We start from the raw sequence: 12,162 nt of genomic DNA, 5'->3' as shown, positions 1-12,162 counted from the left end.
CAGCGTAACGAGAATGAACCTGATGCAGGACAAACAAGTTTATTAAAAGGTGTCAGCGTAATCATAGGGGAACTTTCTGATGAACATCGTTTGGAATCAATCGCAATTGACTCGTCATTTTTGTAAGGCCTGGCAGGAATACCAGGCCATTGCTTTGCGAACTTAGTTTTTTCTTCTCAAAAAAATCTATAAACTTAAAGAGCTCATAAGAATAAGCGCCCATGTATATCCACTATCAATCTTAGCGGCAATACTGCTGCTGATAAACGATGACTAATATTATGATCAGTGCAGGGATATAGGATGAAAAGGGGCATACTTTCAACAAAAAACAGAGACAATCATTACAAAAAACAGCTGGTAGAAAGTATACACATCCCGTTCTTATAAAGCGCCAAGTTAGTGCATTACTCTCTACCAGCATATTAGAATTCAATTAGAAATCAACTATATAGATACTGCAGGATATTCGCCCACATAAACGTCGACATCAACCCTGCCAGGATCCCGATTCCGATGATTAAATTCACCAGCCGGAAGTTCAGGTTAAACTGTTCTGCCAACACACTTGCTGTTATAAATGTAGGCATACTCGCCTCGAAGATGCTGATCTTTGCCACATCTCCCCACACACCTGTTGCAATGGCAGCGCCCAACACCAAAAGCGGCGCTAGTATCAATTTATACAATAATACCATGGACAATTGTCCCCGCTGTTTTGCCCAACCGTTAAACCGTAACTGCATCCCGATTGAAAACAATGCCAACGGCGCTACGGTGCCGGCCAGCTTCCCAAACAGTGGTTCCATCGGCGCCAGATTAATGATATGCGGCAATGTCAGCGCTGAGATACAACCAATAAATGGCGGGAACGTAAACAGTTTTCTGAGGATCATTTTAACTTCTACCTGTACCCCTGATTTACGGTCGCCCCTTATTGCAGTAATGATGCCTGCGGTTGACAAAAGAATAAACATTACCTGGTCACAGATAATCGCTATACTCAGGTATTTTTCACCAAAGTATGCGATGATAAGAGGAAATCCGATAAACGAGGTATTACTGTATCCGCTCGATAACTCCAGGGTACTCCGGGACCGCTGTCCATATCGCTTACGTCTTACATACCAGGCCATAAACAACGCACTCCCTGCCCATACAATCACCGTTGATAAAAGAGGGAACAACATCTTCAGCGACCATTCTATTGTCGGAATATATTTCAGCGATACTGCAGGAAGTGCCAGATACAGTAACCAGATATTGATGCCTTTATGCGCATCCGCAGGCAATAATTTTGCCTTTTGCATCGCCATGCCTGCCAGCATGCAGACAGCGATTAATATGAAATTGTCCATTCTGCTTTAACAAAAATTATAATGCAAAATTGGAAAAGAGCGACCAGGATTAACTTGCAAAAAAGCACCATAAATATGTAATTTTAGGTCATGAAGAAACTTCGGCAGTTCGACGCACTGGTCATTGAGGAGTTTGTAAAAGAACAATTTCACCAACCTTCTCATTCTCAGACCTATTATGAAATCGTATACATCTTTACAGGAAGTGGTAAACACTACCTGAACAGCAGTATTGTCGATTACCGTGCAAATGACTGGTTCCTTATTTCCCCCGAGGATACACACTACCTGGAGATCAGGCGTAAAACGCATTTTGGGGTCATCAAATTCACGGATAGTTATTTCAGCGAACGCAAACATCTTATGCCTGATTCGCTGCTCAAATTCCAGCCGGAAATGATGATGCGGAATAAGGCGTTCAAAGAGATGCGCCTCACCATGGATCGTCTTTCTCAAATGAATCTGCATAGGACCATTAAAACCCTCGTTGATTCGAGGGAAAGCAGGGAAATGCTCTCCTCCCCCTTTACTTTCTACCAGGTACTGTCGCTATTCGCCCTCTTTCAACAGCAATGGGGCGGTATGAATAACGCATATACCTGGAACGATGATAAACAGGCCCTTATCTCCTTCATTCACCAACATATCTACGAACCTGAAAAAATACAGGTAAAGCACCTTGCACTCACCTTCAATATCTCTCAAAATTACTTCGGCAAATACTTCAAAAACAATTATGGACTGCCCTTCAGGGAATACATTGACAAGTACCGGATCAAACTGATTGAAGGCCGTGTAGCAGCAGGTTTAACGCTCCGGCAGATTGCTGATGAATTTGGTTTTACCGATGAAAGCCACCTTTCCAATTACTTCAAGAAAAGAACTGCCACTACCTTCCGAACCTATAAAAAGAAACACCAGGCATAACCCGGCTCCGCGGCTGAATCGTTTAAAACTGCCCACGATCACTTGTCAATCAACCAAATAGCCCGTACCTTCGCGCGCATGCGAATAATGGCCATATTCACTTCAATACTCCTTCTGTACGGGAACCTTGCTGCTGCACAGGATTCTACGATCGGGTTCCGCTCACAACTCAAAGAGATCAGTATCACTTCCAAATATTACAAACAATACCAGATCAACACTGTTTCCAGTGCCCTGCGCCTGCAAACTCCGCTCATCAATCTCTCCCAGAACATCCAGGAAATCAGCACAGAGGTGATCAGGGATCAGGCAAGCTTTAATATGACGGAGGGTGTATCCCGCAACGTGAGCGGTGTGATCAGACAGGAGGTCTCGAATAATCTCGGCCCTTATTTGTTTATGCGGGGAGGACAGGTTTCCACCCTGCGTAATGGTATCGACCTTACCCCTATTTACAGGGGGCCTGTACCAGAAGATGTAGCGATTATCGACAGGGTGGAGTTCATCAAAGGCCCATCCCTGTTTATGAGCAATATTGGTGATCCGGCAGGCACGTTCAACGTGATGACAAAACAACCTACCGGGCAAACAAAGAAGTCAGTAGACGTAATGCTGGGTAGCCGGGACTTTTACCGTATAGCGGCCGATTTTGATGGCCAGCTCTCCAGGCGGCTCTATTATCGCGTGAATGGCATGGCAATGACCACCCGATCGTTTGTAAAATATGATTTCAATAAAAGATACCTGATTGCACCGGTTATAAAATACAAGCTGAGCGACCGAAGTGCCATCACGGCGGAATATATGTTTCAATCTTTCCGTTATGGTCTGATGAGCCCTATCGTTATGTCGCCTGATGGTTTCGGTACGCTGCCTAATGACTTTACTATTTCTGAAAAGAGTCTTCCCCCCTACCATGTATCCGATCACACGGCCTTCCTCACCTATCAACATGCCTTTAATGACAACTGGCACTTTACAGTACGCGGTGCATGGATGCAAAATAAAATAGAAGGTATTTATATGTGGGTGACGGGTGTGAATAACGGAGATCCAAAGATATTGTTGCGCAATCCTAAATATGACAATGCAAAAACGCAGGTATTCTCTGAACAGGCATTCGTGAACGGGAAGGTGGGCAACCATCAGATACTGGCAGGCATTGACGTGAACCAAAAGCAATTCATTGCAGATAGTTATTTCGCATATGACACTACCTATTACAGGCTCGACATCAGCAATCCTGTCTATGGCACAGCCATCCCCGGCTATCATTCCAACGCTGTCAATACCGATCAGACAATAGATTATTATTCTCTATATGCACTGGATGAAATACATGTACAAAAGTTCCGGTTTACAATTGGCGGCAGGTATACCGCTATCAGTACACATAACCAGGTGAGTGGTGTAATCACTTCTTCTGCAGACCGTGTATTTACACCTCGCCTAGCGATCAGCTACAGTATCCTGGAAGGTTTCACAGCTTATACACTCTATGACCGCACCATCGTACCACAGGCAGGCATGACCAGTACAGGAGAGGCGATTCAACCGCTGAAAGGAAGATCCATCGAAGCTGGTCTGAAAAAGAACTGGATGAATGGCCGATGGAACACTACCATTGCCTACTATGATCTAACACGCAGGAACATTATCGGCATTGATCCTGACAATAGCAGCTATAAGGTGCAGATCGGGGGATCCAGTTCCCGGGGGGTGGACATCGACATCATGGGACAGTTGTTCAAAGGCATGAATGTGATCATCAACTATGCTTACAACGATGCCAGAGTTGATAATGATGTCAACAAAGCGCTGATTGGTAAGCCCACACCCATGTATGTGAAACATGTACAAAATACATGGCTGAACTACGAGCTTCCCTGTTCGCTTTCTTTCTCGCTGGGCTATCAATACCAGGGGAAACGCGGGGAGCGATATGCTACTGCCACTCCACATGCAACGCCGGATTACTTCCGTGTAGACGGCGGTATTGGTTATAAGTACAAAAAGATCAAAGTATACCTGCTGGTAAATAACCTGCTGGATAAACACCTGATTGCAACGCCCTGGTACAGGAACGGACTGTATTACTGGGTGCCGCAGGCAGGTACCAGTGGCAGATTATCTATCAATTACAATTTCTGAACCATATGCTGATTGCAGAGAATTTAACGAAACAGTACGGGGATTATACGGCTTTAGACAGGCTCAATTTAGCGATCAACGCAGGCGAAGTATATTGTCTCCTGGGCTCCAACGGAGCCGGTAAGTCTACTACCATCAATATATTTTTAGGATTCATTCCCGCTTCGGGTGGCCGTGCTTTTATCGACGGGCAGGAAGTTGCTGTGAACAATACTGCTACCCGCAATATGGTCGCTTATATTCCGGAGATAGTCAACCTCTATCCTACCCTTACCGGGATGGAAAACCTGGAATATTTCAGTGCGCTCTCCGGATTCAAATATACCCGGCAGGAGTTGAAAGCTTACATGGACACGGCTGGTTTGCAAAGCAGCGCTTTCGATAAGCGGGTGAACTCCTATTCCAAAGGCATGCGGCAGAAGGTAGGAATAGCCATAGCGCTGGTAAAAAAAGCGAAAGTGCTGTTCCTGGACGAACCGACCTCCGGGCTGGATCCTCATGCCAGCAATGAATTTGCGGAGATTATCAAAAGACTGAGCGCACAGGGCGTATGCACACTCATGGCTACCCATGACCTGCTCATGGCAAAGAACCTGGGTAACCGGATCGGAATCATGCACAAAGGCAAACTGCGCCATGAGATGAACGCTGCAGCGATATCGGATACTGATCTGACCCGGTTGTATATTGATGTAGTTAAAGCAGATATCTGATGATCAGGATTATTTTCAGGAAGGAACTAAAAGAGATTTTTCGTACAGCAAAGCTGTCGTGGATGATCATAGGCTTGCTGGTATTAACAGCACTGTCTGTCTACAACGGCTACACCTATTACACCACACATAGCCAGCTGCTGCAGGAATCGCAGGCCACCACCTACCAGCAATTCATATCGCAGGGGAATAAGAATCCACACCTGGGAGCGCATTTCGGCTTCTATGCTTACAAGCCAACCGCCGATCTGGCTATGATCGACAACGGCATAGAAGACTATACCGGCAATTCTTTTTACCTGGAACCACATAAAAGAGGGATCATTAAATTCAGGGAAGTGACGGATGCGACAAGCCTGAAGAGCTTTGGATTTTTTAATATCGCCTACCTGATTCAGTTTATCTTTCCCTTATTTGTATTCCTGATCTGTCATAATATTTTCTCCAAAGAGTGGGAAAATGGCACCATCAAAATGCTGCTGGGGGCAGGAGCGGGTAAATTCCAGTTGTATGCAGGCAAACTCCTGGCCTGTATGGCGGTGATATTTATGATCGCTGGTATTATCATACTTGCCGCATTTATATTAATGGTGGCCTGCACCAGTACCATACTCCCGGGCTTTACTATATACGCAGCAGGTGTATGTATATTTGCGGTCATCATGACGAGTATCGCTGTCTCTGTATCATTGATCACCAGAAGCGCTACACTATCGCTGGTAATACTTTCAGGTTTCTGGCTCACGGGCGTATTTCTTATACCCCGCTTATCTGCGGAGATTTCAAGGCATGCCTATCCTGCAATCACTTCGGTTGAATTTGAGGAAAACATCTTCCGGGAAATGCAGTATGGTGTAAATGGGGAAGGGCATAAAGACGAACGCCGGGAGAAGCTTTTGCAAAGAACACTGGCGGAATACCATGTAGACAGCATCCAGCAACTTCCTGTATTTTTTATTCCTATCACGATTGAATATTTTGAAGAGTCTGATGGTAAAGTAATGGATCGTGCCTACACGGCTATAGAAAATAACCAGGCAAAGCAGGACGCCATGGTCCGGATGCTGGCGCTCTTCTCCCCTTTCCTGGCATTCCGGGATTTTTCCATGCACATGACAGCGACAGATATGAATACGCATAATGACTTCGCCGAAAAAGCAGAAATGCATAGAAGGAAAATGGGGGTGATCGTAGATGATTTTTACCAGCATCATGTAGAAGCGACGAATGATTTCTGGAAAACAGTGCCGCAGTTTAGTTACCAGCCGCCGGGCATTGCCCGCCGCGTCACGGCAGCCAGTGGTGCACTGACCATACTCGGTTGCTGGATCCTGGCCGCCATTGGATTAATGTTCTTTTCTTACCGCAAATTGTCAGTGTGATGCTACAGGCGATTATCAAACACGAGATCAGGTTGCTATTGCGCAATAAGGTACTGGTGTATTTATTTACCATTATCTTCTTTATGCTGCTATCATCTTTGTGGATTGGCAGCAGTATGTATCATAAACAACTTAGCACCATTCAGAAAATAAAAGATTATGATACGGAGATCACGGATAGCCTTCGGCAGCGCATAGCCCGTATTGAGTTGAACCATATGGTGTATCCGGGTTTTATCTGGGATGACCCGACTTTCGCCTATAATACGGCGAGAAATGAGGGGCCACAGTTCGCAGTAAAGCAACCCTTCCCTTTGCAGGCGTTAAGTGTGGGGCAGAGTGATATTCAACCCTTCTATTACAAGGTAAATATTACCAGGAAGCAGTACCTTACGTATGATGGAGAGATTGAGAATAGCTTTTTACAGTTTATCGGGAACTTCGATTTTTCGTTTGTAGTCATCTACCTGTTTCCCCTCCTGATCATTGTGTTCACCTATAATGTACTCTCATCAGAAAAGGAACAGGGTACCTGGGTATTGTTGAAAACCAGCAATCAGTCTCTGGCCAGGCTGATCACATTCCGGATTGGGATCAGGTATGTGTTGTTCACATTCTTTTTCTGGCTGATTGTGACCATGGTGCTGATGATACTGATCGGTGGGCAGTTTTTCAGTACATCTAACTGGTGGTGGATGGTGGCCTGTGTATCACTTTACTTTGCGTACTGGTTTACTTTATCCCTTTTCGTTAACAGCTTCTCAATGGGGTCTGCTGTCAATGCAATGACGCTGATCTTCATCTGGCTGTTCACAGGTATCATTGTACCTAATATTCTCCAGATTGGATTGAATAAGGTATACCCCATTCCAAGCAGGATCATGATGGTTAACGAGGAACGGAAGGCATTGAACAGTTATTTTGAGAAAGACGGCCAGGAGTTGACAAAAGATGTCTTTAACAACCCAAGGACCATGATCAGGCAAGCGTCTGTTGTCACACCGGGAATGGTGTACGGTTATGGCGTGATAGTATACAAGAGCCAGGAAATCAAAGATGGGGCGGCGGAAGTAGCGGAAAGGCAGTTGTATAGTCAGATTGAAAAGCAACAGGCAGCTATCAGGCGCTTTCAGCTGGCAAGTCCGGCTTTGATGCTTCAGGAGCAGTTGAATGCGTTAGCCGGCACGCACTGGCACCAGTTCAACGCTTTTAGTACAGATGTAGATACATTCAGAAAGGTAACCCAGCGATTTTACTTTCCGAAAATGGCAGAGGAAACTACTTTCCGTACATTTACCCGGCAGGATGCAGACAGGATACCCCGGTTTCAACCGAAGGTGTATGCCGGTTATGACTGGAGTTATTTAGGCAGATCTACGCTGGTGTACTTTTTTATCACCTTTGGATTACTGGGTATAGCTTATCTGCGCTTACTGAAGAGATAGTACCAGGTGTCTTCTTTCGACTACGGTACATTGTGCAAAGGCCTGTTTTGAGGAAAATTGTCGTAGCGGTACCCCGGCCTATACCTCGACCCATGTGATGAATGACAAAGATCACCTGATGGGGAAACTGTGAACATGAATTAATCGCGCCGGGAGTCTTAATCTCACATTTGAAAAAGACCGACGTTAAAAACAACTATAAAATGGACTACTCTAAAAGCCACATCATTGAAGAGATCAACAAAATGATCCCTGATCACAACTTTAAGCAAGAGCAAATTATCACTTCCGGTAAAAATTACTATGGCTGGTTAAGAGAGCGCATCGTATGGGATACACAGGTCATCATCAATGCAGTCAGATGTAATGAGCAGGATCTGCCGGATATGGAGAAGAAAATCCGGTTTCAGTTAGAACACGAATTCAGATCTATTATCAAAGTAGAGCCTGTTTTTTATAACTATTCCAATATGGAACTAATGGAAGGTGTGGTAAGTGGTGTAGTGGCACATTATGGATCCAGCGCTGTAGTGGGCGATATCGTGCAGGATAAGGCGTGTAAGGAGGGTAATAAACAGGCGGGATGTATTGTGCTGACGGCGGTAAAACTACCCAGGATTGCATAGTCTCCCGGGATGCTGAATGGGCGTACTCCATCCGACAGGCGTTGGTGTACGCCTGTAATATTTTACCTGTCCTCAAGGTAAGCGTCATATATATTTCCTTCCAGAAAATACTTGTTAAACGCATTTTTTTCATCACCAAATATATACTGCTCATTGGGCGTTGTTAAGAAAAAATAAGATCCTGCATTGAGGTACATCTTATAGGGCTTCCCGCTTATCTTCACATAGCCTACCAGCTCACAGTCAAAATTGTCATAACCATAATGCCAGGTAGAGCCATTAATGGGTGTAAAGCCTCTGACAATTGCGACAATTGTACTGGAATCCAGGTTCCATTTTTCACAGAAGAGATATTCCTCCTTACCCGGTTCCATGTTTTCCTTCTTATTAAATATGCCGGCTTCAATAGTTGCTGTGTCAGGAATGATCAGCAAGGAGTCGGTTTTTACCTCAGGAGGGTGGGTTGGCAAGGTGCTAACGGAATCTACAGGATTGCTGCGGGGGGCAGGTCGCTTACAATATACCAGCAACATCCCTCCTAAGCATAGGAGCATTAAATACTTCATTGACCGATTAACTTTAAGACAAATTCCATCTGGGTATCCCGGTTCTGCATAAAGTCGTTGAAAGTAGGCCAAACCGTATAATCAGGAATAATTCCTCTTCCTTCCGGCTGATCAGGTTTCACGACAGCATCCTGTTCTACATGTACAATTGAGAACTTTGATTTTATTTTAGAATGCGGTAATTCATACACCATAGTCATATGGCCATTGTGATAATAGTACCCACCAGTGGTCTCTACACCGACCACGGTCACATTCCTGGCATACGCCTTAACCAGCGATGCCATGTGCGATCCCGCAGAAGCCACCCGCTCATCCACCAGCATGTACAATTTCCCCTTGTATCCCGGGCTCTTTGGATGATATACAGGATTATACTTTGGATTTTGCATGTTTTTCCCGTTGACAAGTTCGGGGAAATAATCCAACAGCATTTCTTTTCCCGCTGCCTTTTCAGCGCTATCCATTTTGTGAGCAGTAGAAATACCCCAGAAGTACTGCTCATAAGGGATCTGCTTTCCAAAGATGGTATACGCAACTGCGTTCTCTTTAAAGCTGGCATCCGTCAGGTACATCACAGGTTGTTCGAAGGTAGGATCGCTACCGCCTGGATTGCCCCGCAGGTCTATGATGAGATTTGGCACATCGTTTTTCGCCAGCAACTGAAAAACGCTGTCTATGTATTTCACGTAAACCGGGAATCGTGGATCAGTCTCATCGTCGGCCATATTAAAAATGCGAAAACTGAATAAGCCGGTATTGGGTGTCACCATCTTAAATCCATAGGCAGGTTGTACGCGCCAATCTGTGATGCTGTCTACCGGTGCGCTATGTCTTAAACGGAATATGGCGCTTCGCTGATCATTGGTAATCGCAGCAGCGGTCAATGTCTGACTTTCCACACTACCCGGCGCCCGGTATTCTATCTTAAAGCTGTCATTTACCCCGTATTCGTACAGGTACCTGATACCATAACTATTGTCGACGCTACCCGATTGTTTGTCTGTCATGTTGAACCCATCGGAAGTGCAATATTTGTAGAAAGACTGCATCAGTTGTTGCTCAGGTACACCATTGATACGCAGAATTTCGGAACCAACAGGTATGCCAGCTCCCACCGTATTGAATACCATTTTGCCTTCTATATACTTCATCGCGTAGGGGAAAAAGGCCCTCTGCCTGTTGAGATAACCCACCAGTGCATCTCCGGGTTCAGTATAGTTATGACAACTCCCTTCGAAATCCGTCAGTTGCAGGATAATATGGAAGAAATCCAGTGTGGTCATAGGCTTTTTCACCTCCCTGGAAGCCCACTTGTAAATGCTGTCTATCTGCCTGGGTGTACGATAGCGATAAAGGCCGGAATTAGCCGTTTTACGGATGCCAAGGAAGATGTCGAGGTCAGATTTCATTTCCCCGGGTTGAAGGGTCTTATTGTAGGTGTGAATGCTATCCTTCTTTATTTGTTGTGCGCTTACTACCTGCTGGAGAAGCAGAAGAAATACCAGTACGTTTTTCATAGTTACAAATGTAGGCATGATTTTGTTATCGCTATCATTGAATCAAAACGATGTGATATGATACAGCAAGATCCCAAAAAGAAACAGGAAGAACCACTGATCCAACCAGATCCTGAAACCACAGGCGGACATCCTGAGGAACATATGGACGGACCGATCTCTACCCTTGTACGTAAAGTGGGGGAAGGAATGGCTTCCAACAATGATTTACCTGATAACGGGGAAGAAGATGCGGACGAAGAAAAGAATGATAAAAAATAAGTATATTTACAACAATGGCGTACAGAGACTATCCTCTGTACGCCATACTGTTATACTTATGTTGAATACCTTATTACTATCCTGTATACTATCCTGTAGTGATGTACCGAAAGAACGGGGCATTGATTCTACGTTCACGGCAGCGCCTGTAGCTACTACTACACTGGATACTACACTGACTGTCAGGCTGCTCAGCTTCGCCAAAACACTGAAAGGAACCCCTTATAAATACGGATCTGCCAATCCTGCTATTGGCTTTGACTGTTCCGGGTTTATTACCTACGTTTTCAATCACTTCAGGATTGATGTACCCAGGAGTAGTGCTGGTTTCACCAATGAAGGGACACCCGTTCCACTGGCAGGGGCACAACCCGGTGACCTGATCCTGTTTACCGGCACGGACAGCACAGATCGTACTGTAGGCCATATGGGTATTATTACACAGGTTGGTGACAGTGTGGTATTTATCCATTCCACCTCTGGTAAGGCTTATGGTGTAACTGAGACTACACTTGATAAGTATTACATGGGCAGGTTTGTAAAAGTGATCCGGTATATCTGAATTATTGGTGCTTTTCTAACCATTGCAGGCGACGCTGATCGGGTAAATGCTTTACAGTAAAGTCTTCGAACCTGGCCTCAAATCCCTGTCCATCAGGAGAAGCGGCCATCATACCTACCATTACCGGCCGATTGTCCTGCAGTGGGCAATTGCGGGTCATCACGTAATTGGTATCGTCAAGGGAGTAAAAGATCTCCACGGCATCCAGTCTTCTTACTGCCTTAATCCAGATAAAGGGAGGTACCTTATCCAATGTGGTCACACTCCAGTCGCTGGTATGATGGGTCACGACCGTACTCACATTGAATTTTCCATCTACAAACTCCACCCCGGTCTTGATATAATTTTCCTGGTCTGTTCTGATCATTAAACCCATCTGATCGAAACGAGCCTTGTAATTACCGGTAAGTTTTACCTTCACCTCAAATTCTCCACCGTAAGTGGTAAAATAAAACGGCGCATCATCTACGGTAAATCCATAGTGAGAAATACGCCAGTAATCCGTTTGCGGCGTGACGAACACAGTCAGTGCCTTATCCTTGATATTCCATTTGGCAGGTTCGTTAAACCACTGCATTTTCTCAAGCGTCTGGGCTGATACTGTCTGCAAACTAATGAGTGAAACTACGGTCCAGAGAATCTTTTTCATAT

The 12,162-nt window shown here is 45.0% G+C and carries 12 protein-coding genes; 8 read left to right on the top strand and 4 right to left on the bottom strand.

What is annotated here, in order from left to right:
* Positions 1-443: 443 nt before the first annotated feature.
* On the bottom strand, positions 444-1,358 hold the full coding sequence (locus tag ABDW33_RS19885; protein WP_343691843.1) for an AEC family transporter: 915 nt from the start codon (positions 1,356-1,358) through the stop codon (positions 444-446).
* 90 nt (positions 1,359-1,448) lie between these two features.
* On the opposite strand from ABDW33_RS19885, the gene ABDW33_RS19880 reads away from it, so the two are divergent.
* From ABDW33_RS19880 to ABDW33_RS19855, 6 genes are all read left to right on the top strand, one after another.
* The gene (locus ABDW33_RS19880; protein WP_343691842.1) at positions 1,449-2,285 is read left to right on the top strand and encodes a helix-turn-helix transcriptional regulator; all 837 of its coding nucleotides are present in this window, start codon (positions 1,449-1,451) and stop codon (positions 2,283-2,285) included.
* Between the two features lie 42 nt (positions 2,286-2,327).
* Positions 2,328-4,436: a TonB-dependent receptor gene (locus ABDW33_RS19875; RefSeq protein ID WP_343691841.1), complete on the top strand. Its 2,109-nt coding sequence runs from the start codon at positions 2,328-2,330 to the stop codon at positions 4,434-4,436.
* Positions 4,437-4,441: 5 nt separating this feature from the next.
* A complete protein-coding gene (locus tag ABDW33_RS19870) occupies positions 4,442-5,149 on the top strand; it encodes an ABC transporter ATP-binding protein (protein WP_343691840.1) in 708 nt (235 codons plus the stop codon).
* Positions 5,149-6,531, top strand: coding sequence for a DUF3526 domain-containing protein (locus tag ABDW33_RS19865; protein WP_343691839.1), 1,383 nt, complete (start codon positions 5,149-5,151; stop codon positions 6,529-6,531). Before ABDW33_RS19870 ends, ABDW33_RS19865 begins: the two co-directional genes overlap by 1 nt.
* On the top strand, positions 6,531-7,976 hold the full coding sequence (locus ABDW33_RS19860) for a DUF3526 domain-containing protein (RefSeq protein ID WP_343691838.1): 1,446 nt from the start codon (positions 6,531-6,533) through the stop codon (positions 7,974-7,976). The genes ABDW33_RS19865 and ABDW33_RS19860 overlap by 1 nt, the downstream gene beginning before the upstream one ends.
* A 203-nt stretch (positions 7,977-8,179) precedes the next feature.
* Positions 8,180-8,602 carry a hypothetical protein gene (locus ABDW33_RS19855; RefSeq protein WP_343691837.1) on the top strand — a complete coding sequence of 141 codons (423 nt, stop codon included), beginning with the start codon at positions 8,180-8,182 and terminating at the stop codon, positions 8,600-8,602.
* A gap of 62 nt (positions 8,603-8,664) precedes the next feature.
* Here ABDW33_RS19855 and ABDW33_RS19850 read toward each other — a convergent pair whose 3' ends face one another.
* On the bottom strand, positions 8,665-9,168 hold the full coding sequence (locus ABDW33_RS19850) for a hypothetical protein (protein ID WP_343691836.1): 504 nt from the start codon (positions 9,166-9,168) through the stop codon (positions 8,665-8,667).
* Positions 9,165-10,688, bottom strand: a complete 1,524-nt coding sequence (locus ABDW33_RS19845; RefSeq protein ID WP_343691835.1) for a S41 family peptidase — start codon at positions 10,686-10,688, stop codon at positions 9,165-9,167. Before ABDW33_RS19845 ends, ABDW33_RS19850 begins: the two co-directional genes overlap by 4 nt.
* 57 nt (positions 10,689-10,745) lie before the next feature.
* Here ABDW33_RS19845 and ABDW33_RS19840 point away from each other — a divergent pair, with 57 nt between their 5' ends.
* Both ABDW33_RS19840 and ABDW33_RS19835 read left to right on the top strand, forming a co-directional pair.
* Positions 10,746-10,949 (top strand): hypothetical protein, encoded by a 204-nt coding sequence (locus ABDW33_RS19840; RefSeq protein WP_343691834.1) that lies wholly within the window; start codon positions 10,746-10,748, stop codon positions 10,947-10,949.
* Between the two features lie 58 nt (positions 10,950-11,007).
* Positions 11,008-11,511 carry a C40 family peptidase gene (locus ABDW33_RS19835; protein ID WP_343691833.1) on the top strand — a complete coding sequence of 168 codons (504 nt, stop codon included), beginning with the start codon at positions 11,008-11,010 and terminating at the stop codon, positions 11,509-11,511.
* 1 nt (position 11,512) lies between these two features.
* On the opposite strand, the gene ABDW33_RS19830 is transcribed toward ABDW33_RS19835, so the two are convergent.
* A complete protein-coding gene (locus ABDW33_RS19830; RefSeq protein ID WP_343691832.1) occupies positions 11,513-12,160 on the bottom strand; it encodes a DUF1349 domain-containing protein in 648 nt (215 codons plus the stop codon).
* Between the last annotated feature and the right edge of the window lie 2 nt (positions 12,161-12,162).

Origin of the sequence: Chitinophaga sp., from assembly GCF_039596155.1 — a bacterium.
GTDB lineage: Bacteria > Bacteroidota > Bacteroidia > Chitinophagales > Chitinophagaceae > Chitinophaga.
This window is presented reverse-complemented; position numbering and strand designations above follow the sequence as displayed.

Bases quoted from the DNA above. Each gene is read 5' to 3' on its own strand.
- ABDW33_RS19840 (WP_343691834.1), top strand. From the start codon at position 10,746: ATGATACAGCAAGATCCCAAAAAGAAACAGGAAGAACCACTGATCCAA.
- ABDW33_RS19885 (WP_343691843.1), bottom strand. From the start codon at position 1,358: ATGGACAATTTCATATTAATCGCTGTCTGCATGCTGGCAGGCATGGCG.
- ABDW33_RS19850 (WP_343691836.1), bottom strand. From the start codon at position 9,168: ATGAAGTATTTAATGCTCCTATGCTTAGGAGGGATGTTGCTGGTATAT.
- ABDW33_RS19860 (WP_343691838.1), top strand. From the start codon at position 6,531: ATGCTACAGGCGATTATCAAACACGAGATCAGGTTGCTATTGCGCAAT.
- ABDW33_RS19835 (WP_343691833.1), top strand. From the start codon at position 11,008: ATGTTGAATACCTTATTACTATCCTGTATACTATCCTGTAGTGATGTA.
- ABDW33_RS19855 (WP_343691837.1), top strand. From the start codon at position 8,180: ATGGACTACTCTAAAAGCCACATCATTGAAGAGATCAACAAAATGATC.
- ABDW33_RS19830 (WP_343691832.1), bottom strand. From the start codon at position 12,160: ATGAAAAAGATTCTCTGGACCGTAGTTTCACTCATTAGTTTGCAGACA.
- ABDW33_RS19865 (WP_343691839.1), top strand. From the start codon at position 5,149: ATGATCAGGATTATTTTCAGGAAGGAACTAAAAGAGATTTTTCGTACA.
- ABDW33_RS19845 (WP_343691835.1), bottom strand. From the start codon at position 10,688: ATGAAAAACGTACTGGTATTTCTTCTGCTTCTCCAGCAGGTAGTAAGC.
- ABDW33_RS19880 (WP_343691842.1), top strand. From the start codon at position 1,449: ATGAAGAAACTTCGGCAGTTCGACGCACTGGTCATTGAGGAGTTTGTA.
- ABDW33_RS19870 (WP_343691840.1), top strand. From the start codon at position 4,442: ATGCTGATTGCAGAGAATTTAACGAAACAGTACGGGGATTATACGGCT.